General features: G+C 68.1%; 20 protein-coding genes. 10 read left to right on the forward strand and 10 right to left on the reverse strand.

Features of this window, described 5'->3' with window-relative positions; genetic code table 11:
* Positions 1 to 425: 425 nt before the first annotated feature.
* The 3 genes from ACWZHB_RS04425 (at position 426) to ACWZHB_RS04435 (ending at position 3,278) form a co-directional block, all read left to right on the forward strand.
* Entirely contained in the window at positions 426 to 2,342 is a 1,917-nt protein-coding gene (locus ACWZHB_RS04425) for a DEDD exonuclease domain-containing protein (protein WP_427906649.1), read from the forward strand.
* A gap of 104 nt (positions 2,343 to 2,446) precedes the next feature.
* Positions 2,447 to 2,998, forward strand: coding sequence for a phosphoribosylanthranilate isomerase (locus tag ACWZHB_RS04430; protein WP_427906650.1), 552 nt, complete (start codon positions 2,447 to 2,449; stop codon positions 2,996 to 2,998).
* A gap of 4 nt (positions 2,999 to 3,002) precedes the next feature.
* Positions 3,003 to 3,278: an Lrp/AsnC family transcriptional regulator gene (locus ACWZHB_RS04435; protein WP_427906651.1), complete on the forward strand. Its 276-nt coding sequence runs from the start codon at positions 3,003 to 3,005 to the stop codon at positions 3,276 to 3,278.
* Between the two features lie 10 nt (positions 3,279 to 3,288).
* Here ACWZHB_RS04435 and trpD read toward each other — a convergent pair whose 3' ends face one another.
* Together trpD and ACWZHB_RS04445 are read right to left on the reverse strand one after the other, a co-directional pair.
* The gene (trpD, locus tag ACWZHB_RS04440; protein ID WP_427906652.1) at positions 3,289 to 4,350 is read right to left on the reverse strand and encodes an anthranilate phosphoribosyltransferase; all 1,062 of its coding nucleotides are present in this window, start codon (positions 4,348 to 4,350) and stop codon (positions 3,289 to 3,291) included.
* A 90-nt stretch (positions 4,351 to 4,440) separates the two neighbouring features.
* Positions 4,441 to 4,857 (reverse strand): hypothetical protein, encoded by a 417-nt coding sequence (locus tag ACWZHB_RS04445; protein WP_427909076.1) that lies wholly within the window; start codon positions 4,855 to 4,857, stop codon positions 4,441 to 4,443.
* A 181-nt stretch (positions 4,858 to 5,038) separates the two neighbouring features.
* Between ACWZHB_RS04445 and ctaE the strand changes: the two genes are divergently transcribed.
* The 4 genes from ctaE (at position 5,039) to qcrB (ending at position 9,426) form a co-directional block, all read left to right on the forward strand.
* Complete coding sequence (ctaE, locus tag ACWZHB_RS04450; protein ID WP_427906653.1) at positions 5,039 to 5,650, forward strand: aa3-type cytochrome oxidase subunit III; 612 nt, start codon at positions 5,039 to 5,041, stop codon at positions 5,648 to 5,650.
* A 59-nt stretch (positions 5,651 to 5,709) separates the two neighbouring features.
* Positions 5,710 to 6,585 (forward strand): cytochrome bc1 complex diheme cytochrome c subunit, encoded by an 876-nt coding sequence (gene qcrC / locus ACWZHB_RS04455; protein WP_427906654.1) that lies wholly within the window; start codon positions 5,710 to 5,712, stop codon positions 6,583 to 6,585.
* A gap of 73 nt (positions 6,586 to 6,658) precedes the next feature.
* Positions 6,659 to 7,798: a cytochrome bc1 complex Rieske iron-sulfur subunit gene (qcrA, locus tag ACWZHB_RS04460; protein WP_427906655.1), complete on the forward strand. Its 1,140-nt coding sequence runs from the start codon at positions 6,659 to 6,661 to the stop codon at positions 7,796 to 7,798.
* Positions 7,795 to 9,426 (forward strand): cytochrome bc1 complex cytochrome b subunit, encoded by a 1,632-nt coding sequence (gene qcrB, locus ACWZHB_RS04465; RefSeq protein WP_427906656.1) that lies wholly within the window; start codon positions 7,795 to 7,797, stop codon positions 9,424 to 9,426. Before qcrA ends, qcrB begins: the two co-directional genes overlap by 4 nt.
* Before the next feature lie 49 nt (positions 9,427 to 9,475).
* On the opposite strand, the gene ACWZHB_RS04470 is transcribed toward qcrB, so the two are convergent.
* Entirely contained in the window at positions 9,476 to 9,973 is a 498-nt protein-coding gene (locus ACWZHB_RS04470; RefSeq protein ID WP_427909077.1) for a polyadenylate-specific 3'-exoribonuclease AS, read from the reverse strand.
* 167 nt (positions 9,974 to 10,140) lie between these two features.
* On the opposite strand from ACWZHB_RS04470, the gene ACWZHB_RS04475 reads away from it, so the two are divergent.
* On the forward strand, positions 10,141 to 11,526 hold the full coding sequence (locus ACWZHB_RS04475) for a class II 3-deoxy-7-phosphoheptulonate synthase (protein ID WP_427906657.1): 1,386 nt from the start codon (positions 10,141 to 10,143) through the stop codon (positions 11,524 to 11,526).
* A 226-nt stretch (positions 11,527 to 11,752) separates the two neighbouring features.
* Here ACWZHB_RS04475 and pknB read toward each other — a convergent pair whose 3' ends face one another.
* A complete protein-coding gene (gene pknB / locus ACWZHB_RS04480; protein ID WP_427909078.1) occupies positions 11,753 to 13,666 on the reverse strand; it encodes a Stk1 family PASTA domain-containing Ser/Thr kinase in 1,914 nt (637 codons plus the stop codon).
* Between the two features lie 124 nt (positions 13,667 to 13,790).
* On the opposite strand from pknB, the gene ACWZHB_RS04485 reads away from it, so the two are divergent.
* Entirely contained in the window at positions 13,791 to 14,159 is a 369-nt protein-coding gene (locus tag ACWZHB_RS04485) for an Rv2175c family DNA-binding protein (RefSeq protein WP_427906658.1), read from the forward strand.
* A gap of 73 nt (positions 14,160 to 14,232) precedes the next feature.
* Here ACWZHB_RS04485 and ACWZHB_RS04490 read toward each other — a convergent pair whose 3' ends face one another.
* The 4 genes from ACWZHB_RS04490 to ACWZHB_RS04505 all read right to left on the reverse strand — a co-directional run bounded on the left by ACWZHB_RS04490 (position 14,233) and on the right by ACWZHB_RS04505 (position 19,999).
* Positions 14,233 to 15,393: a phytoene/squalene synthase family protein gene (locus ACWZHB_RS04490; protein WP_427906659.1), complete on the reverse strand. Its 1,161-nt coding sequence runs from the start codon at positions 15,391 to 15,393 to the stop codon at positions 14,233 to 14,235.
* Positions 15,394 to 15,427: 34 nt separating this feature from the next.
* Positions 15,428 to 17,089, reverse strand: a complete 1,662-nt coding sequence (locus ACWZHB_RS04495; RefSeq protein WP_427906660.1) for an alpha-(1->6)-mannopyranosyltransferase A — start codon at positions 17,087 to 17,089, stop codon at positions 15,428 to 15,430.
* A 101-nt stretch (positions 17,090 to 17,190) separates the two neighbouring features.
* Entirely contained in the window at positions 17,191 to 18,831 is a 1,641-nt protein-coding gene (gene crtI, locus ACWZHB_RS04500) for a phytoene desaturase family protein (RefSeq protein ID WP_427906661.1), read from the reverse strand.
* A 13-nt stretch (positions 18,832 to 18,844) separates the two neighbouring features.
* Positions 18,845 to 19,999, reverse strand: coding sequence for a polyprenyl synthetase family protein (locus tag ACWZHB_RS04505; RefSeq protein WP_427909079.1), 1,155 nt, complete (start codon positions 19,997 to 19,999; stop codon positions 18,845 to 18,847).
* Between the two features lie 253 nt (positions 20,000 to 20,252).
* Between ACWZHB_RS04505 and ACWZHB_RS04510 the strand changes: the two genes are divergently transcribed.
* Positions 20,253 to 21,254, forward strand: a complete 1,002-nt coding sequence (locus ACWZHB_RS04510; RefSeq protein ID WP_427906662.1) for a methylenetetrahydrofolate reductase — start codon at positions 20,253 to 20,255, stop codon at positions 21,252 to 21,254.
* Between the two features lie 36 nt (positions 21,255 to 21,290).
* On the opposite strand, the gene ACWZHB_RS04515 is transcribed toward ACWZHB_RS04510, so the two are convergent.
* Positions 21,291 to 21,800, reverse strand: coding sequence for a DinB family protein (locus tag ACWZHB_RS04515; protein ID WP_427906663.1), 510 nt, complete (start codon positions 21,798 to 21,800; stop codon positions 21,291 to 21,293).
* Positions 21,801 to 21,922: 122 nt separating this feature from the next.
* On the reverse strand, positions 21,923 to 22,501 hold the full coding sequence (locus ACWZHB_RS04520; RefSeq protein WP_427906664.1) for a DUF2867 domain-containing protein: 579 nt from the start codon (positions 22,499 to 22,501) through the stop codon (positions 21,923 to 21,925).
* Positions 22,502 to 22,614: the final 113 nt, after the last annotated feature.

Raw genomic sequence — 22,614 nt, forward strand, 5'->3', positions numbered from 1 at the left:
TTGGGTGATATCACCGAGGAATGCGTGCGAGCTGGGTCACACCCGATCACGAAACGATAACGCCAGGTCACGTCGACCGAGATTTCCGAGTGCTACCGGCGCGTCGCCAATAGGCCGCGGGCGGCGGCTTTCGCTCCGCGAATCGGCGAACCCGCAGGTGGTGGGCGCCTGGGGGAATCGTCGCACGTTCGCCGGGTGGTCCACCTCGCGGGCGGCGCGCCGTCGATCGCGGTGCGCGCAGACCGGTAAGGCCGATTACCCGTTGAATTCTGATGAACTGATGTGAATTCGATAAGAATGTGAGCCCGGTCACAAATCAGTTTGATCTTGGGCATTTTGTTCGCACCGGAACGAAAGTCTCGCACCGAATTATCGGCTCCGAAGGCCTGCCGAGCTTGTCGGACCCCCGTCCTACGCTGCTCGCCGTGCCCGATCCCGCTCCGCTCCCCGCTGCCGCACGGCAGTTGGCCTTCGATGAGCTCGATACTCCGCTGTATGCCACGACTTTCGTTGTCGTCGACCTCGAAACGACCGGGACCAGCGCTGATCGGGATGCGATCACCGAGATCGGGGCGGTGAAGGTGCGTGGGGGTGAGGTGCTGGGGGAGTTCGCGACGCTGGTGAATCCGGGGTACGCGATTCCGCCCGCGATCGTGCAGATCACGGGGATCACGACGGCGATGGTGTACGAGGCGCCGCGGATCGAGGGGGTGCTGCCGGGGTTTCTCGAGTTCGCGGCGGGGGCGGTGCTGGTGGCGCACAACGCCCGATTCGACACGGCGTTTCTCAAGGCGGCCGCGGCACGTCAGGACATCGTGTGGCCGAACCCGCAGGTGCTGTGCACGGTGAAGCTGGCGCGGCGGGTGCTCACGCGCGACGAGGCGCCGTCGGCGCGGCTGGGGGTACTGGCGCAGATCCTCGGTGCGTCGACGACGCCGACGCACCGCGCGCTCGATGACGCCCGCGCCACCGTCGACGTGCTGCACGCGTTGATCGGGCGGGTCGGCAATCAGGGGGTGCACAGCCTGACCGAGCTGCTCGACTATCTGCCCGGTGTCACCGGAACCCAGCGCGCCAAGCGCACTTTCGCGACCGATCTGCCCGCCGCGCCCGGCGTCTATCTCTTCCGTGGACCGTCGGACGAAGTCCTCTATATAGGGACGGCGGTGAATCTGCGTCGCCGCGTGCGCAATTACTTCACCGGTTCGGAAACCCGTGGCCGGATGAAAGAGATGGTGGCACTTGCCGTTCGGGTCGACCACGTGGTGTGTGCGCACGGTCTCGAGGCCGGGGTGCGCGAGTTGCGGTTGCTCGCCGCGCACGCACCGCCCTACAACCGCCGCTCGAAGTTCCCCCGGCGTGGGTGGTGGCTCACGCTGAGTGACGAGGCCTTCCCCCGGCTGGTGACCGTGCGCACCCCGACCCGAACAGCGTTGGGGCCGTTCAATTCTCGGACCGACGCCGTCGATGTGGCGTTGACGATCGCCGAATTCGCCGGCCTGCGAACCTGCGCCACCCGCCTGCCCCGCACGGCGAAACACGTCTGTCCGCCCGCTGTCGTCGGCGGCTGCCCCGCCGCACGGCACGACGGTGACCTCGACGTGCCCGGCTACGCCCCGGCCGTCGCCGCGGTCCGCGACCTGCTCACCGGCCGCGCCGACACCGTGCTCCGCGCGATGATCGAACGTATCGAAACCCATTCGGCCGCAGAACATTTCGAAGCCGCCGCCCGGCTGCGCGACCGCGCCGCCACCGTTGTCAGCACACTCCACCGCACCCAGCGCCTGGCTGCGCTGGCCCGCCTCGCGGAGCTGATCATCGCGCTGCCCGACGACGCGGGCGGCTGGGAATTCTCCGTCATCCGCTACGGCCGCCTCGCCGCCGCGGGCACCGCCGCACGCGGTACCCCGCCGATGGCTGTGGTCGACCAGATAGTCGCCGCCGCCGAAACAGTGATCCCCGAGCTGGGCGACGCGGCCTCGAGTGGCGCCGCGCGCCGCCCTGCCGCAGTTGACTCCGCCGACCTGGCTACCGTGCCCGGAGACCTCGCCACCGCACCCGCGAGCGATGCCCGTGCCGACGGAATTCCACCCGTCGCGAGCGTTGTCGTCGGCGTCACTATCGAGCCCGACGACAACATCCCGCCCTTACGCGGCGCGCCCCCCGAGGAAGTCGGCGTCATCGCCCGCTGGCTCGCCAAACCCGGCGCCAGGATCGTGCGGACCAGCGATGGCTATCGCGAGCCGCTGCACGGTGCCGCGCGCTGGGCCGGTTGGGCGCAGCTCGCGCGCACGGCCGCGACCACCAGATCCGAGCGGGAGCAGTACCTCGCCGAGCGCTGACGGCCTGCCACAGCGGCCTGGTCGATCCGGGACGCGTGGGTCCTGGATCATGGACGTCGACTGCGCGCAGCGTGGCGGGGCCTGAGGACAAGGAGTGGCGGCGGATGTTCGTGAAGGTGTGCGGGTTGACCACCGAGGAGCAGATCGATTGGGCGGTCGAGCTCGGGTACTCCGCGATCGGCGTCATGGTGACGACGAAGAGCAAGCGGTATCGCACCCCCGAACAGGCACGCGCGCTCGCCGAGTACGCGCGCGGCCGCATCACCACCTTCGCTGTCGCCCTGGAGGCGAGCGAGGTCGCCGAGGTGGCCGACGCGTTCGACATCGTGCAGCTCTACCAGTGGGCCGACCTGCCGAATCTGGCCTTCTGCTCGTCGAACCCGCCCGCACCCGAGCAGGCCAGCCGATACTTCTTCTACGACGCCAGCGCGGGCTCCGGTGTCTTCGAGGAATTCCCCGACTGGGTGCGCGCGCAACCGGGCAAGGTGGTCCTGGCCGGTGGCCTCGACCCGGACAACGTCGCCGAGGTCATCGCCAAACACCACCCCTACGGTGTCGACGTGTCGAGTTCGGTGGAATCGGCACCCGGCGTGAAGAGTCGTGACCTGATGCGACGGTTCAAAGCGGCCACCGAGCGGCCCGAAGTTCTAGAGTGATCCCATGATTACCGCGATCGTGATGATCCAGGCGCAGAACTCTCGCATCCCCGAGACCGCGCAGGCCCTCGCCGACACCGACGGAGTCGCCGAGGTGTACTCCTGCGCCGGCGACGTGGACCTGATCGCGATCGTGCGCGTCCGCGACCACGCGCGCATCGCCGAAGTGGTCACCGCGGGTATCGACAAGGTGGACGGCGTGGTCCGCACCACCACCCACATCGCCTTCAAGTCCTATTCCAGCGCGGATGTGGAAGCCGGATTCTCGCTGGGGGAGTGAGCCTTCGGGTTCAGCTCTCGTCGAGCGTCTGGGTGAGGTCGGCCCAGCTCTGCAGCAGTTTCGCCGCCGCGCCGCTGTCCACAGCGGCGGCGGCGCGCTCGAGCCCACCGGCCAGCGCGGCGTCCAGGTCGAGATCGACATCGCCGACCCCTCGGGACAGGTCGTAGGCCACGATCGCCGCGGCCGAGTTCAACAGCACCGCGTCACGCACCGGCCCGGCCGTTCCCGCGAACACATCGCGCGCGACCTGGGCGTTGACCACGGCATCCCCACCGCGCAGGTCGTCCAGGTCAACGCGGACGATGCCGAGCCGCGTCGGATCGATCACCGTCTGCCGGATGCGTCCACCACTGACCAGCCACACATCGGTCACATCCGAGGTGGTGATCTCGTCGAGCCCGTCACGCCCGCGCACCACCAGCGCGCTCGAGTCACGCGCCGCGAACACCCCCGCGATCACGGGCGCGAGATCGGCGAACGCGCACCCGATCAGCCCGGCGCGCGGCTGCGCCGGATTGGTGAGCGGCCCCAACACGTTGAACACGGTCGGAATGCCGATCTCCTTGCGCGCCGCCCCGGCGAAACGCAGCCCGGAGTGGAACAGCGGCGCGAAACAGAAACCGATCCCCGCCTCGCGCACCGACCGCGCCACCGACTCGGGGCCGAGCGCGAGCTTCACGCCGAGCGCTTCGAGCACGTCGGCTCCACCGGACTTCGACGATGCCGCCCGGTTCCCGTGCTTGACCACGGGCACCCCGGCCGCGGCCACGACCACCGAGGACATGGTCGAGATGTTCACCGACCCCGAACGGTCGCCGCCGGTGCCGACGACATCGACCGCGTCGCCGTCGACGTGGACCAGCCGCGCGTGCCCGAGCATCCCGGCCACCATGCCCGCCAGTTCGGTCGGCGTCGGGCCCTTGATCTTCATCGCGACGCCGAAGGCGGCGATCTGGGCCGCGGTGGCGTTGTCGGTGAAGATCTCGTCTATCACCCAGGTGGTGTCGTCCGCGGCCAGGTCGCCACCGTCGGCGAGGGTTCCGAGCACCTGGGGCCAGCTGCGCACGCTCATCTGCTCTGCTTCTCCTTCGACGACACCGTTGCGCCACTGTAGTTCGGGCGCGCGGAAGTGGCGCAAGGTCTTTTGCGCCGCTCGGGCAGTTTAAGGGGCGCCACGCGGCGGCTGTAGGGCGTCCCAGCCGTCGGCGACGCCGTCGTGGCGCTGGGCGAGTCCGGCCATCCGCGAACGTTCCTGCGAACAGGTCAGCGGATCGAGCCGTTGCACCCGCTGCAAGATGACCGGAACCAGGTCGTCGGACCCGACCGTGGACGCACCACGTTCGTAACCGTCGTATCCGGCGATCTCGCACGCGGCCTCGATCCGCTCGGCGGGCAGCCGGAGATGATGACGCAACACCGCGTCGGCCTCCCGATCCAGCGCACTCGCTCGATCCAGCGCCGTCGAACACGCTTCGACGTCGTCGAAACTCGACGCGACCACGACAAGATCGTCACGTGAGGCATCCAACTCCCGCGCCGACCCGCCGAACAGCCGCCGCCACATCCGCACCACGACCATCGCCGCCTCCTCGAGTCTCAGCCTATCCACATCCAACGCTGTCACAATGAGTTGTCGCGCGATCGTCGCCAACACGCCGACGGAAGTCGTAGACCCCCTCTGTGCGTGGGTTTTCCGACTCGCGCCACAAACTTTCGTACCCGGGTACATGTGTCGTACTACGAAGAGTCATACTTACCCCGTGACGACCGCAGTAGGCACCCCAGGATCGGCCATTACTCAGCGTGTGCATTCGCTGAACCGGCCCAACATGGTCAGCGTCGGAACCATCATCTGGCTGTCTAGCGAGCTGATGTTCTTCGCCGGGCTGTTCGCCATGTACTTCGTTGCTCGCGCGCAGGCGCACGGGCACTGGCCCCCGGAGCCGACCGAGCTGAACATGAAGCTCGCGATTCCGGTGACGGCCGTGCTGATCGCGTCCTCGTTCACCTGCCAGATGGGTGTGTTCGCCGCGGAGAAGGGCGACGTGTTCGGCCTTCGCCGCTGGTACACGATCACCCTGCTGATGGGCACGTTCTTCGTCGCCGGGCAGGGCTACGAGTACTACCACCTGGTGGAGGAGGGAACTTCGATCGCCGGCAGCTCGTACGGCTCGGTTTTCTACATCACCACCGGTTTCCACGGTCTGCACGTGATCGGCGGTCTGATCGCGTTCGTGTTCCTGCTCGTCCGCACCACACTGAGCAAGTTCACGCCGGCCCAGGCCACCGCCGCGATCGTGGTGTCCTACTACTGGCACTTCGTCGACATCGTCTGGATCGGGCTGTTCGCCACGATCTACTTCGTCCGTTAGCGCGCGGCGCACACTCAGCATTTGCACAAGTCGGTTCCGTCTACTCCAAAGGGACACAGATGAGTTCATCTCCCCCGTCGGCCCCAGAGCCCGCCGGCCCCGGCAACGGGCAGGCCGCCAAGGCCGCTAAGCAGGCGCGTAAACAGCGCCGCGCCCGCCGTCGTATCGCGGGTGCTCTCGCGCTGATGATCGGCCTGGTCGGAGCCGGCTTCCTGGCTACCGCGCTCACCCCAGAGCCGCAGGTCGCAACCGCGAACGAAGACCAGTCCGCGCTCATTCGCGAGGGCAAGCAGCTCTACGACACCTCCTGCGTCACGTGCCACGGCGCGAACCTGCAGGGTGTCGCCGATCGCGGCCCGAGCCTGATCGGCGTCGGCGAGGCCGCGGTCTACTTCCAGGTCTCCTCCGGCCGTATGCCGATGGCATTGAACAGCGCTCAGGCCGAGCGTAAGCCGGTGAAGTTCGACGCGCACCAGACCGACGCGCTCGGCGCCTACGTCGCCGCCAACGGCGGTGGCCCCTCGGTGATCCGCGACGCCAACGGCGAGATCGCCCAGGAATCGCTGCGCGGTGACGACATCGCCCGTGGTTCGGAGCTGTTCCGCATGAACTGCGCCTCCTGCCATAACTTCACCGGCCGTGGTGGCGCGCTGTCCAGTGGCAAGTTCGCGCCGCCGCTGGCCGAGGCCAGCGAGCAGCAGATCTACCAGGCGATGGTCACCGGCCCGCAGAACATGCCCAAGTTCTCCGACCGGCAGCTGACGTCGGAGGAGAAGCGCGACATCGTCGCCTATGTCAAGAACTCCGCCGAGGAGAGGTCGCCCGGCGGCTGGGATCTCGGCGGTTTCGGTCCGGCCACCGAAGGCCTCGCCATCTGGGTCATCGGCATCACCGCCGTTGTCGGCGCCGCGATGTGGATCGGTTCGCGGTCATGATCGGTCAGCGCGCGAAGGCGGCAGCGCAGCGTAACCACGCGGCGCGCCCGAGCATGACGAATTGGATGCAGCCATGAGTGGACAGGAGCACAGCGACATGGGTCGCGAACCCACCGAAGACGAACTCGACGCGATGTCGACCGCCGAGCTGGCTGAGCTCGGCGCCAAACGCGACGACGTCGATGTTGTCTACCGCAACGAGCGGTGGCCGGTGCCGGGCACCAAGGCCGAGAAGCGCGCCGAACGTGCGGTCACGTTCTGGTTCGCCATCTCCGGCCTTGCCGCTGCCGCGCTCATCGGTGTCTTCCTGTTCTGGCCGTGGGAGTGGAAGGGCTACGGCGACGAGGGCCACGCCGCCTATTCGCTGTACACCCCGCTCGTCGGCCTGACCTTCGGCATCTCGGTGCTGGTCATCGGTATCGCGGTGGTGCTGATCCGCAAGCGGTTCATCCCCGCGGAGATCTCCATCCAGCAGCGCCACGACGGCCCGTCCGACGAGGTCGAGCGCCGCACCCTGGCAGCCGAGCTGCAGGACGCGCTCGACACCTCCACCCTGGGGCGCCGCAAGATGATGCTCGGTACCGCGGGCGCCGGTGTCGGCGTGCTCGGTATCGGCGCGCTGCTGGTGTTCGTCGGCGGCATGGTGAAGAACCCGTGGGCGAAGCGGGAGAAGTCGCCGCTGTGGGTGTCGGGCTGGACCCCGGACTACCCGGGCGAGACCATCTACATCCGTCGCGACACCGGCCGCCCCAACGACATCGTGCTGGTCCGTCCCGAGGATCTCGACGCGGGCTCGATGGAAACCGTCTTCCCGTGGAAAGAGAAGTGGCGCGGGGATGCGCACGAGACCCTGCAGTCGCTGCGCGGTATCCGCAACGCGGTCATGATGATCCGTCTGCGCACCGAAGATGCGGAGAAGGCGATCAAGCGTAAGGGCCAGGAGAGCTTCAACTTCGGCGACTACTTCGCCTACTCGAAGATCTGCACCCACCTCGGCTGCCCCACCTCGTTGTTCGAGCAGCAGACCAACCGGATCCTGTGCCCCTGCCACCAGTCGCAGTTCTCCGCGACCGAGTGGGGTAAGCCGGTCTTCGGTCCTGCCGCCCGCGCACTGCCTCAGCTGCCGATCACCGTCAACTCCGAGGGCTTCCTGGTCGCCGCGGGCGACTTCATCGAGCCGCTCGGCCCGGCCTTCTGGGAGCGTCGTTCATGAGCTTGGGAGATATGGCCGCCAACCAGGCCAACGAGATGGACGAGCGGTATCGCGCCGCCGCGTTCGTGAAACGGTCGATCAACAAGGTCTTCCCGACCCACTGGTCGTTCCTGCTGGGTGAGATCGCGCTCTACGCGTTCATCATCCTGCTGCTGTCGGGTGTGTATCTGACGCTGTTCTTCGACCCGTCGATGACCCACGTGGTCTACGACGGTGCCTACCAGCCGCTGCGCGGTGTCGGCATGTCGCGGGCGTACGAGACCGCGCTGAACATCTCCTTCGAGGTGCGCGGCGGTCTGTTCGTCCGGCAGATCCACCACTGGGCGGCCCTGCTGTTCGCGGCGTCGATCATCATCCACCTGTTCCGCATCTTCTTCACCGGCGCGTTCCGCAAGCCGCGTGAGGCGAACTGGGTGATCGGCTCGCTGCTGCTGATCCTGGCGATGTTCGAGGGCTTCTTCGGCTACTCGCTGCCCGACGACCTGCTCTCCGGTACCGGTCTGCGCGCCGCGTTCTCCGGTATCACCATCGGTATGCCGGTCATCGGTACCTGGATGCACTGGCTGATGTTCGGCGGCGATTTCCCCGGCGACATCATCATCCCGCGTCTCTACATCGCGCACGTGTTGCTGCTGCCCGGCATCATCCTGGCGCTGATCGGCGCGCACGTCGCGCTGGTCTGGTACCAGAAGCACACCCAGTTCCCCGGACCGGCCCGCACCGAGCACAACGTGGTCGGCGCGCGCATCATCCCGGTGTTCGCCGCCGATCAGGGCGCGTTCTTCGCGTTCACCCTCGGCATCGTCGGCATCATGGGCGGTGTGCTGCAGATCAACCCGATCTGGAACCTCGGTCCGTACAACCCCTCTCAGGTGTCGGCGGGTTCACAGCCCGACTTCTACATGATGTGGACCGACGGTATGGCGCGTCTGATGCCTGCCTGGGAGATCTACATCGGCAACTACACGATCCCGGCGGCGTTCTGGGTCGCGCTGGTGATGGGCCTGGTGTTCACCCTGCTGATCGCCTACCCGTGGATCGAGAAGCGCCTCACCAACGACACCTCGGCGCATCACAACCTGCTCCAGCGTCCGCGTGACGTGCCGGTGCGTACCGCGATCGGCGCGATGGCCATCGCGTTCTACGTGGTGCTCACGCTGTCGTGTGTCAACGACATCATCGCGCTGAAGTTCGACATCTCGCTGAACGCGACCACCTGGATCGGTCGTATCGGCGTGCTGCTGCTGCCGCCGATCGCGTACTTCGTGACCTACCGGTTCTGCATCGGTCTGCAGCGCAGTGACCGGGCGGTGCTCGAGCACGGCATCGAAACCGGTGTGATCAAGCGTCTGCCGCACGGTGAGTACATCGAGGTGCACCAGCCGCTGGGTGGGGTCGACGCACACGGCCACGCCATCCCGCTGGAATACCAGGGCGCCCCGGTGCCCAAGAAGATGAACAAGCTGGGTTCGGCGGGCAAGCCGGGTACCGGTAGCTTCCTGAAGGCCGATCCCAAGGCCGAGGGCGAGGCTTGGGTCGAGATCGAGGAGGCCGAGGAGCACCGGATGCTCACCGTCCTCGCCGAACAGCAGGCGATCGCCAACAACAGCGAGCCGTCCGGTCACTGACCGACAGCACAAAGGCCCCGAGTCGAATTCGACTCGGGGCCTTCGCTTTCTACAGACGCGGTGTGCGGCGGAAGGCCTCGATGGCCTCGAACTTGGCCAGGTTGTGCCGGGCGTCGGCGAGCGCGTCGTGGGCGTCGTCGGGGATCGGCGGCAGGGGAGGGCTGCCGTTGACGGCCCAGTGCTGGCGCAGTTCGTTGGTGTAGCGCGGCATGTTCTTGGGCAGCGCGGTCATATCGCCCCACAGCTGGCACAGCGCCACGTGGTCGTACGCGCCGACCCACGCCCACAGCTCCGGCAGCACGCTCGGCCGTGGCAGGAAGAACTTGAACAGGTCGTCGCGGATCTGTTCCCTGGTGCGATACAGCGGCGACCCGGCGGGCGGCAGTTTCGGGAGGACGTGCTTGCGCACCCACGGCCCGGCCCGCCGCTCATCGAATTCGGTGGATACCGCGTAATACTCGCGGCCGTCCTCACAGACGACGCCGATCGAGATCAGGTCGATCGTCGAGCCGTCCTCGATGAATTCCGAATCGTAGAAATATCGCAGGGAGATCGCCTCTTCGTGCCGGTGGGTTGCTCGTGGGGCTCCGGCGCGACGGGCGATGGACCCACGAGGTGTCGTCGAAACCCTATGTCGGTACTTCGCGCGCACTGCGCACGGGTCGGTGGGTACGCCGGATATTCGCCCGGGTGCGCGGGCCGTATTCTTATCTGGTGACCTGGACCGTCGACGTACCCATTGATCGCCTGCCGGAACTGCCGCCGCTGCCCGCCGAACTGCGTGGCCGCCTCGATGCCGCGCTGGCCCGGCCCGCCCTGCAGCAACCGTCGTGGGACGCCGACGAGGCCGCCACCATGCGCACCGTGCTGGAGAGCGTGCCGCCGATCTGCCTGCCTGCCGAGGTCGAGGACCTCAAGGGGCAGCTGGCCGCCGTGGCCCGCGGTGAAGCCTTCCTCATGCAGGGTGGTGACTGCGCGGAGACCTTCGCCGACAACACCGAACCCCACATCCGCGGCAATATCCGCACGCTGCTGCAGATGGCGGTCGTGCTCACCTACGGCGCGAGCATGCCGGTGGTGAAGGTGGCGCGGATCGCGGGCCAGTACGCCAAGCCGCGCTCGTCCGACACCGACGCACTCGGCCTGACCTCCTACCGTGGCGACATGGTGAACTCCCTCGTCGCCGACGAGGCGCTGCGCCGTCACGACCCCTCGCGCCTGGTGCGCGCCTACGCCAACGCCAGCGCCGCGATGAACCTGGTACGCGCGCTGACCAGCGCGGGCACCGCCGACCTGCACCGCCTGCACGACTGGAACCGCGATTTCGTCGCCCAGTCGCCCGCGGGCGCGCGCTACGAGACGCTGGCCGAGGAGATCGACCGCGGCCTGCGCTTCATGGCCGCCTGTCAGGTCAACGACCCGAGCTTGAAGACCGCGCGTATCTACGCCTCGCACGAGGCGCTGGTGCTGGACTACGAGCGCGCGATGCTGCGGCTGAGCGAGTCCGAGACCGGCGAACCGCTGCTCTACGACCTGTCCGCGCACTTCCTGTGGATCGGTGAGCGCACCCGTCAGCTCGACGGTGCCCACATCGCGCTGGCCGAACTCCTCGCGAACCCGATCGGCCTCAAGATCGGGCCGACCACCACGCCGGAACTGGCCGTGGAGTACGTCGAGCGGCTCGACCCGAACAACGAGCCGGGCCGGCTCACCCTGGTCGCCCGCATGGGCAACGGCAAGGTGCGCGACGTGCTGCCGCCGATCATCGAGAAGGTGCAGGCCACCGGCCACCAGGTCATCTGGCAGTGCGACCCCATGCACGGCAACACCCACGAGTCGTCCACCGGTTTCAAGACCCGTCACTTCGACCGCATCGTCGACGAAGTCCAGGGCTTCTTCGAGGTGCACCATGCCCTCGGTACCCACCCCGGCGGCCTGCACATCGAGCTGACCGGCGAGAACGTCACCGAGTGCCTCGGCGGCGCCCAGGACATCTCCGACCTCGACCTCGGCGGCCGCTACGAAACCGCCTGCGACCCCAGACTGAACACCCAGCAGTCCCTGGAACTGTCGTTCCTGGTCGCAGAGATGCTGCGGTAACTCTGGAGCGCTGGCGCGCTCGAGTTCGCGCCCCCTTGTGTCCCGTCGATCAGGCACCGTTGCTTGCTCCTTCGTCGCCTACGCAACGGCACCTGATCGACGGGACGGGCGCGAACCGCCGACTGCGTCGGCGGACCCTCCTCGAGGTCGGGTCGTGTGGGGCTGGGTGCGGTCAGCGAGGACCGCGCCCGGGCTTTTCCTTGTCCTTCTCGGGATCCTTGCCCCTTCAAGGCAGGGCGGTGAGCGTCACGACGCTGCCCGCCTCCACATTCGAGCTGAAGCCCGGCACCTGGCCGATGACCAGGGAACTGTCGGAATCGGTGAGGGACTTGACCTCCACCCGCAGGCCGAGCTGTTGCAGCTTCGAGCGGGCATTGCCGACGCTCTGACCCATCACATTGGGGACCTTCACCGCGTTCGACACGATCAGGGTGATGGTGTCGCCCGATTGCAGCGTGGTGCCGACAGCGGGCTCGGTCGCGATCGCCTTGTCGCCCTCGACGTTCTTGTCGTACTGCACGCGCGTCTCGCGAACGATCAGGCCCGCGGTGGTCAGCGCGGCGGCCGCCTCTTCGGCCGTCTTGCCCCGCACATCGGGCACGTTCACCGGCTGAGAGCCCTTGCTGCGGTACACCTTCACCTGCCCGCCCATCGGCAGGATCGTGCCCGGTGCGGGCTCCACCTTCGCCAGTGAACCCTTCGGCGCCGTGCTGGCGGCCTCGCCCGCGTCGATCGGCTGCAGTCCGCCGTCGCGGATCGCCTGGTTGACGGCACTGATCTGATCGCCGGCCTTGATATCGGGCACCCGCGGTTTGCCGTTGGAGATCAGCACCGCGATCGTAGTGCTCTTGGTCACCCGTGACCCGGCCGACGGGTCGGTGCCCACCACCCCGCCCACGGGAATGGTGTCGGAAGCCTTCTGGCGCATCTGTGTCTCGAAACCGGCCTCCTGCAGGACCGCGACGGCCCGCTCGGAGTCCATGCCCGCGATCGGCGGCACCGCGCTGTAGCGGCCGACACCGAGCCACCAGCCGCCGATGCCGACCAGCAGGGTCAGCGCGGTGACGATGCCCACCCACACCAAACCTGTTCGGCGGGCATGGCTGTCGCCGAACGCGGTGGCCGCGGGTATCGGGGAGTATTCCTCCTGCCGCGGGCGCGGCGCGGTCACCACCCTGGTGTGATGCGGTTCCGGTGCGGGGGAATGATGTGCGGCAACGGGATTCGGCGTGTGCGGGCGCTCGCCGGGATGATGCGCGGCGCCGGTCTGGTAGCTCTCGCTGAGATGTTCGGCCGAATCACGTGGCGCGGGCACCCGATACGGCGGCAGGTTCAGTTCCATCGCGATCGACTGCAGTGTCGCGGCCATCTCGTTGGCGTCGGCGAAACGCTGCGCGGGGTCGCGGGAGGTGGCTCTGGCGACCAGCTCGTCGAACTCGGGCGGTACGCCACCGATGAAATTGCTCGGCGCGGGCACATCGTTCTCGACCCGCTGATAGGCCACCGACAGCGAGTTGTCGCCGGTGAACGGCACCCGCCCGGTGAGCAGTTCGAAGATCAGGACGCCGAAGGAGTACACGTCACTGCGGGCGTCGGCGGTGCCGGTGGTGACCTGCTCGGGGGAGAGGTAGGCGGCTGTGCCGAGAATCACGCTCGCGGAGGTGGTGTTGGCCGCGGCCACGGCACGGACCAGGCCGAAGTCGGCGATCTTCACCTCGCCCACGTCGGAGATCAGCACGTTCTCGGGCTTCACATCGCGGTGCACCAGGCCGGCGTCGTGGGCGGTGCCGATCGCGCGCAGCACCGGCTCGGCCACGGCGCGCACGGCGTGTGGCGGCATCGGCCCGCGTTCGCGCAGCAGCTCACGCAGCGTGCCGCCCTCGACCAATTCCATGATCAGGAACGGGTATTCGCCGTCGATGCCCTGGTCGTACACCGCGACCAGCGACGGATGCTTGAGCTTGGCCACCGCCCGCGCCTCGAACTCGAAACGGCTGAGGAACTGCGGGTCGCCGGCGAACTTCGGGTCCATCACCTTGATCGCCACGGGGCGATCGAGCCGGGTGTCGGTCCCGCGGAACACCATCGACATCCCGCCGCGAGCGATCGGCGCATCGATGCGATAGCGCCCTTCCAGCATCTGGCCGATCAAGTGATGTCCTCCGGCATTCAACCGGCCGCCGGGTGCGGCCACCACGATCGTAACCGGGTGTCCTCGGCATGCCAGACGATGCGTGCCGCCCGACACGTACTACCGTTGTGGGGTGAGTTCCTTCCCCTGCGGCGACGACGTGCTGCCCGACACCGAAACCATCGTCTCGCTCCCCGAGGCGGCCGACATACTCGGCATCCCGGTCACCTCGGTGCACCAACTGCTGCGTGACTACCAGATCCTCGCGGTCCGCCGCAACGGGGTCCCCGGCATTCCGTCCCGCTTCTTCGACTCCGAAGACGAGATCGTCCGCATGCTCCCCGGCGTGATCACCGTCATGCGTGACGGCAAGTACAGCAACGAGGACATCCTCGAGTGGCTCTACACCGATGACCCCTCGCTTCCCGGTCGCCCCGTCGACGCCCTGCACGGCCACCTGGCCCGCGAGGTAGTCCGCCGCGCCCACGCCGAACCCTTCTGAGCGTCACACCGGTTCGAACGGGTTCACCAGGGCGGCACCGGAGTCCGTAGCGCGAGTTCGCCTCGGCCGAGGACTAGCGGTGGCCGGTCGGGGTGGTTAAACCCTTGGCGGCGACCACGATTCGGCGACGGCGGGGAACCGTGGCCCGGGTGGTGAAGACCTGGTAGTCGGCGGCTTCGATGCGGTCGAGGATTTCGGCGTAGAGGGTGGCGGCGGTGGCGATCGCGGGACGCACCCGAGGGGCGAGCAGTGCGATGCCGGGGACAGCCTGCCGGTAGATGTCGCGGTTGACGGCGATCAGGTGGGCCAGGGCGCGGCGCACGGGAGCGTCGGTGTGGCCGTGAACGTGGCAGGTGCGTAGGTGGGCTTCGTCGACACCGAAAGCTTTCAGCTCGTCGGCGGGGAGGTAGATGCGGTCGCGGTCGAGGTCTTCGGCGACATCGCGCAGGAAGTTGGTGAGCTGGAAGGCTTCGCCGAGGGCAGCCGCGGCCGGCTCGGCATCGGCGACGGGGACGACGGTGCCGAGGACCGGTAGGAGCTGCAGGCCGATCGCGGCGGCGGACCCACGCATGTACTCGCGGAGCTCGCTCATCGTGGCGTAGCGGGTGCGGTGGGTGGCCGTACCGGGGACGTCCATGCGCATCGCGTCGAGGAACGTCCAGATGTGGGTGTGCGCGATGTCGTAGCGGGTGACGGTGTCGGCGGCCGCGGTGACGATCTGGCGGCGGCGGAGGTCGCCGGTATCGATGTCGCCGTGTTCGAGGGCTAGGCGCAGCTGTTTCTCGACGAGGTCGAGGTGTTGAGCGGGGGAGACGGCCTGCGCGGAGTCACTAGGGCCGTGCCGCCTGCCGGAGGATGATTCGGTGAGCTGCGCGGGGCCGGTGTCGAGCTGGGTGCCGGGGACCGCGACGAGGTGGGCCGGGTCCGAGGTGCGCCGGGCGGCGACGAGGTGGGGCTGGTCCGGGGTGCGCCGGGCGGCGACGAGGTGGGGCTGGTCCGGGGTGCGCCGGGCGGCGTCACGCGGGTCGAGAACGCGGGCGGGATCGTCGGCGTGGTCGACGATGTCATCGACCATCCGCGCGAAGGCGTACAGCGCGTGTACGGCCCGTCGACGCTCCGGTGAGAGCAGCGTGGTCGCGAGGTAGTAGGTGCGCCCGTGCTCGGCGGCGATCCGCCGGCAGGTCGCGTAGGCCGCATCCAGCTCAGAGGTCGGCGGACGGATATCCGTACGCATGCTCACGGTGTCTCGCCGAAGCCCGCGCGAGGGCTCATGCCCGAACAGGCGGCGCCGATTCCGTCGCAACAGGCTTCGAGCTGGCCGAACGCAGATGCAGCGGATCAACGGTGCGCAGCGACACCGCCGCGACCACGGCCGCGAACGTCGCCAGCGCGACATGCCAGAAGTTGTAGAGCCCGATCGACCCGTCCGGCTGGAACACCAGCATCAGCCACGTGCAGATCCCGACCAGCCACATCAACGTCCTGGTCGACAGCGCGAACCCGGCGGCCAGCGCCAGCGGCCACGAGTAGTACCAGGGCAGCGCGGCGGGGGAGAGCAGCACGATCGCGACGAAGGCGATGATGATGCCCATCACAGCCTCACGTTCGCTGTGCCGGAACCGCCACCACGTCGCGACCAGCAACGCGACCATGGCGATCTGGCACAGCAGGCGGGTCACATCCAGCACCGAATCGAAATTCAGCGGGGTCACCCAGGTGACCATGTGCGCGAGAATCGTCGGCAGCGACAGCCAGTTGATGATCTTGTTCGACCCCTGCAACGCGGTGACCCAGCCGAAGCCGACTCCCGCGATCACCGATGCCGCGCCGAATACCAGCGCGAACACGCCGACGCCGATTCCGGCGATCTTGGCGAAGACGAACAGTGGGTGCGGCATATCCGCGGACGGTCTTGCGGCGTCGGGGTGTTTGTTTTCCTCGGCGAGCGCGGCATCGGAATCCACCGCGGCTCGACGCTCGGCTGCTCGTCGTTCCTTCTCGTGCAGAATCCAGATCCACACCAGGAACGGCAGCGCGATACCCGCGGTCGCCTTGATCGCGACACCGATGGCGACGACCACGATGCCCGCCACATGATGGCGTTCGAGCACGAGCGCGATGCCCGCGCACATCAGGCCGACCATCAACATCTCGTTGTGCACGCCACCGATCAGGTGCACCAGCACCAGCGGGTTGAGCACCGCCAGCCACAGCGCCACCGTCGGCTTGCCGCCGAGATGCTTGGTCAGATACGGCACGGCCCACATCATCAGCGCCAGCCCCGGCAGCATGGCGAAGCGAAGGGCGATGGTTCCGGCGATCACATTGTCGCCGGTGATCGAGGTGATCGCGCGGCCCATCAACAAGAACACGGGGCCGTACGGCGCGGTGGTGGTGGTCCAGACCGGGCTCACGTTGTCCAGCAGCACGCCGGGATTGGCGACGGGACCCACCTGATAGGGGTCGAAACCGTCGCGCAACAGGGCGCCCTGGGCGAGGTAGGAGTAGGAGTCGCGGCTGAACATCGGCGCCGCGAACAGCAGTGGCGTGATCCAGATCCCGACGATCGCGCGCAACTCGTTGAGCGTGACCGTCGATTCACCCTTACCGATCGTGGTGCGGCCCAACCGAACCCACGCGGTGATCATCATCAGCACGCCGATCCAGATCACGATCGTCGACAGCGCGTACCCGTGGCCGAACCGAAGCCAGGACAGGTGCAGCGCTTCGAGCAGTGGGTCGCGTTTGCGAACAGCGCCTGCGCCGAACCCACCGAAGGTGATCATGGCCGCGCCGAGGAATCCCATGAGCGCCGCGTGGCCTTCGGGGCTGCGAGCGAACTCACCTGCGGTACGCAGCCAGGTCCGGACGCCGGGATCGCTCCCGCTGGGTAGGTGACGCTGGCGCTCGAGTGTGCGCGTGTTGTCCATGGTGCCTACGGTTGTCTCGGGGGGCGGCATGTTCGGTCGGTCCCCCCGGATGGTCGGCGGTCGCAACCGCGAGCTGATAAGTCGGCCGTCAGTTTACGGCTTCAAGTTGGAACACTAACCCGGTGGTCGCTACCGGTGCGCGCCCGGCTGCCGGTGATTCGTGCCGCGGCCAGCTTGCCCGACAGCAGTGTGGTGGGTACACCCACCCCCGGAGTGGTGCCGCAACCTGCGAGAACGACGTTGTCCACACCCCTTGGCAGATTGCGTGGCCGGAAGGGCCCGGTCTGCCGGAATACGTGTGCGATGGAGAACGGGGTGCCCGCGATCATGCCCTGGGCGGCCCAGGTTGCGGGAGTGTCGAGGTGGTCGACGCGCAAGTGCTCGGTGATGCCGGTGTAGCCGCGCTGTTCCAGCACCGCGAGCAGCTCGCGCAAGTAGGCCGGGCCGAGCCGTTCCCAGTCGATCGGGGCCGCGGTCAGGTTGGGGCAGGGTGCGAGCACCGACAGCGGTTCGAAGCGCCCGCTCGCCCGGTCGACGAACTGCCCGGGATCGGTCAGCGCGGGCCTCGTGAGCAGCAGCGACGGATCGCTCATGAGTTGCCCGCGACCCTTGCGGGCGGCGATCTCGTCGAACGTCCGCGCCCAGGCCGCGCCGAAATCGATGGTGTGATGCGCCTGCACCGGCCACTGCGCGGCGATCTCGGCGGGGATGGTGCCGTGCGCGACTACTGCCGACGGTGAAGCGCGCAGGCCGCGACGGTGGCGCAGGCCGAAGCGGGGCAGCGAGCCGATGTCCGCCGTCAGGACGACCGCATCGCAGGGGCGGGTGCGGCCGTCGGTGGTGCGGACCGCTTCGGCGCGCCGTCCACGGGTCGACGCACCGATGCCGCGGGCCCAGGCGCCACCAGTCGTTGCCGCGCTCGCTCGGGTGTTCCGCAGCCCGTCGGGACGGGCGCTTGTCGCGTAGTCGATACCGGCCACATCGGCGTTCAGCACGAGGTGGCCACCGGCATCGGTGAAGGCGGCGGCGAGTGCGGTGGTGATCGCGCGCATCCCCCCTTCGGGGAAGTAGACGCCGAGGCAGGTGTCCATGTTCGGGATCGCGCCGTAGATCGCCAGCGCGTCGTCCGGTGACATGCCCGCGTACAACGCCTGGAACGTGAAAAGCCTGGTCAGCCGTTCATCGCGCAGATAGGACCGCACGCGCGGCCCCAACTTGCCGAACGCGCCGAGCTTGGCGAGTGCGGCCAGCGCGGCCCTGGCACGCGGCGTGCGCACCATATCGAGCGGCGAATCGAAGTCCGCGTTCATGAACTCGTCGAATTCGGCGTCGTAGACGCGACCGAGCCACTCGCGCAGGCGCCGGTAGGCGCGCGCTTCGGCAGGCCCGCACGCGTTTTCGACCTCGGCGGCCATCTGGTCGGCGTCGTCGAAGACGCGGATGTCGCTGCCGTCGGCGAAGCGCGCGTGATAGGCGGGGGTGAGGCGGTGGATGCGCAGGTCGACGCTCTCCCGCGTGTGCCCGACCGCGGCCAGCGCGTCGTCGATCACCTCCGGCAAGGTGAGTACCGTTGCGCCGCTGTCGATCTCGTAGTCGTCGAACCGGTAGCGCCCGACCCGCCCGCCCGGATGATCGGCCCGTTCCAGCACCGTCACCTCGAGTCCGGCGCCCCGCAGATGCAGCGCGGCCGCGAGCCCCGCCAGCCCGGCACCGACTACGACGACGTGATTCACTTGTCCCACAACACTTTTCCTATCAGGCTGCGCGACGAGTGGCGGCCAGGGCCATGGCGTGCAACAACTGCTTGGCCGTCGGCGTCGCCGAACTGGTCGCGATGGCGGCGAGCCCGGTATCGGTGAGCTCGGTGATCCGCCGTTCGACGTCGTCGACCGCGCCGAGGTCGGTGAGCACCGTGCGCAACCGGTCGACAGCCGCATCGTCGAGATCGGTGCCAAGACCCGTCCGGATCAGCGCGGCGGTGGCCGCATCGGCCCGGCGCAGCGCCTCCGCGATCAACACGGTCCGCTTGCCTTCGCGCAGGTCATCGCCCGAAGGCTTCCCCGTCACCGCCGGGTCGCCGAACACCCCGAGCAGGTCGTCGCGCAACTGGAACGCGATCCCCACATCGGTCCCGTAGATCCGCAACGCGTCCACCAGCGCCTCGTCGGCATCGGCCAGCGCCGCACCGAGATGCAACGGCCGTTCGATCGTGTACGCGGCCGTTTTGTACCGGTTGATCCGCAGGGCGGCCTCGACCGATTCGTCCCCACCGGCCTCGCCGTTGATGTCGAGGAGCTGTCCGCCGAGTACCTCGGTCCGCATCCGCGCCCACACCGGCGCGAACCTGGCCAGCGCCCGCGGGCTCAACCCGGCTTCGTGGACCAGATCATCGGCCCAGGCCAGCGCGAGATCGCCGATCAGGATCGCGACGGCCGAGCCGTAGGCGGCGCCGTCGCCGGGCCAGCCCGCCGTCCCGTGGCGGTCCTCGAAGTCGATGTGCACGGTCGGGTACCCGCGCCGAGTCCGCGAGGAGTCGATGATGTCGTCGTGCACGAGCGCGCACGCCTGCACCAATTCCAGCGCCGAACAGGCGGTGAGTACCGCGGCCGCGTCGTGCCCGGCCGGGTCGCCGCCCGCACCGAGCCACCCGGTCCACGCGAAGCCGGGCCGGGTCCGCTTGCCACCACGAACGACGAACTGCTCGAGCGCCTCGACGGCATCGACGAACACGGGCCCCAGCGGCTCGACGATCTCACGCCGGGTGGCGAAGAAACTGGTCAGAACCTGTTCGACAGCGGCGACGAAGGCCGGTGTGCCCGGTGTCAGCGCGACGAGATCGACCGAGCTCAGCGCGTCGGCGGCGGACCGGGAGAGTGGGGTACCGATTCCGGCGGACAGGGCGGCCTCCAGTGGCGAGGTGGGTGAACAGCGGGACTGGTTGGGCACTCGGTGGTGCGCCTCACCTGCGTCGTCTCGAACGATACGCGGGTGAGCTGGGCGCACTCGCGGCGCACACGGCCGCTGCGACGCAGCCCACACCCGGCGTTTCGGCGGGCTTCAGCCGCCGTGGTCACGTCCATACGGCTTGACACGTTGTCCGGTGTTCGATGGCCGGATTCCCAGTCGGTGCCGGGCAGCCATCGCCTCCCACTAGACTGAGCCGGTGGATTTCGACAATGGACGGGGAAGTTCGACCCCAGATCGACCCGCCCAGCGGCCGTCGATCGTCTCGAACACCCCCTCGGTGGTGCAGAGTCTGCGCACCCATTCGGGCAACGGCGTGCCGTTCTCCGTGGAGTTCAACCCTCCACGTGACGAGGCGGGCGAGGCCCGATTGTGGCGCGCGGTCCGCGAGTTCGAACGCATGCACCCCGCCTTCGTGTCGATGACCTACGGCGCGGGTGGGTCCACCCGCGACCGCACCGTGCGCATCACCGGTGCCCTCGCGCAGGAAACCACCCTGCTCCCGGTCGCTCACCTCACCGCCGTCGGCCACAGCATCGCCGAACTGCGCTCCCTGATCGGCTCCTACGCCGACTCCGGCATCTGCAATGTCCTGGTCCTGCGCGGCGACCCGCCCGGCGACCCGCTCGGCGAATGGGCCAAGCACCCCGGCGGCGTCGAATACGCCGAGGAACTGGTCCGCATCGTCCGCGATCTCGGCGACTTCCACGTCGGCGTCGCCTCGTTCCCCCAGGGTCACCACCGCTCACCCGACCTCGACCACGACACCCACCACCTGGCCGCGAAACTCCGTGCGGGAGCCGAGTATTCGATCACCCAGATGTTCTTCGACGTCGAGCACTACCTGCGCCTGCGCGACCGCGTGATCGCCATGGACCCCATCGAGGGCGCCAAACCGATCATCCCCGAACTGATGCCCATCACCTCCCTGCGCACCGTCGCCCGCGCCGAGGAACTCAGCGGCCGCCCCGTTCCCCCCGAGGTCGTCGCCCGCCTCACCCGCGCCGCAGGCACCGGCCCGGAAGAAGACCGCGCCGCCGTGCGCGCCGAGGGCATCCAGATAGCCACCGAAATGGCCGAGCGCCTCACCGAAGAAGGCGCCCCCTGCCTCCACTTCATCACCTTGAACTTCGCCAAAGCCACCAGCGAAGTCCTCACCAACCTCGGCTACGGAGTAACCGCCGCCCCGCTCAGCGCCTAGAACCGACCGGCCGGGCGCTGGTGCGTCGCGACGCGGTCAGCCGTCGGTCCGGGCTGCGCGCAGTAGCCGCAACTGGCCGATCTCGGTGACGTTTTTCATCAGCTCGCTGTTCACCCACGCGAAGGTGTGGGCGACGGACTTGTCGGGGTCGTCCTGCCACGGAAAGGACGCTGGGGCAGCAAGATCGGCCTCGGTGGCCTGATCCAGAATGGGCAGCCATTCCTCGCGTAGGCCGCGCAGCCAGTCCACGGTCGCTGGCCCTGGCCCCGGCCACCCGATCTCGGTACGGTCTCGTGGAGTGCGTTCTCGCAGGTGATCGATGGCGACGCTCCACCACCACCCGATATGCCAGCTGACCCAACCGAGGGTCGGGACCGGGATCGGATCGGGCTCGGAGTCGGCCCAGTCCGGCTCCCAGGCGCCGCGTTCGTCGAGGTGCAAAGTCCAGCACAAATCCGCGGGCTCCCAGAGGAAGTCTTCGTCCTCCAGCCGGTCGAGATGGAACTCGAACAAAGACCAGATCAGATCGAACTGCCAACGCAGCACAGCAGAACACGATGCATCCACGCGCCACATCTTGCTCGGAACTTTCGACCCCGACCATTGGTTTTGCCGACCAGAAGCCACTGAGCCCAGCATGTTCTGGAACCCGGCTGGTATCGCGCTGACTACTGCGCGACGGCGAGGTCGTTCCAGGTTCGTTCCCAGCTGCGGGTCATCGCGGGGTAGACGATGCCGTAGCGGAAGGGCTTGATCAGGGCCATGTAGAAGCGGCCGAACCAGCCGTTGGGTTTCACCAGGACCGCCATCTGCAGGTGGTAGCCGGTGTCGTCGGGGACCCAGCCCAGGTGCATGATGCCGTGCATCGTGCCGTTGGCGATTTCGGCGGCGTATTCGTCGTCGAGGACGTAGAGGCTGGTGAGCGGACTGTCCTCGACGGGGGTGTCGGTGTCGCGGAGGTCGGCGGGGAGGCGGTCGCGCAGGGAGGTGACTCGGGTGCCGGTGCCAGCGTCCTCGCGGTCCCAGCCGAACCATTCGCCCAGCTTCCAGCGGGCTTTGAACAGCAGGCCGCTGAGGCCGGTGGATTCGGAGGCGCGTTCGGCTTGGAGGGCGGTGAGCAGGGCGCGGAAGTCGTCGGGGCCCCCACCTGGGGTTCGGAACTGCCAGATGTCCTCGACAGCGAAGTCGGGGGCGATGTCATGGATGCGCCATGGCTGATCGGTGTGGGCCGATTCGGGTAGTCGCATGACTGGAACCTCCATCTGTACGGCGGCGTATAAACCGACGATACCGCTGATATACGCCTACGTATAGATAGGGGGCATGTGACGAAGACGGCGTGGCGGCCACGGGGTGATTC

The organism is Nocardia sp. FBN12 (assembly GCF_054031145.1).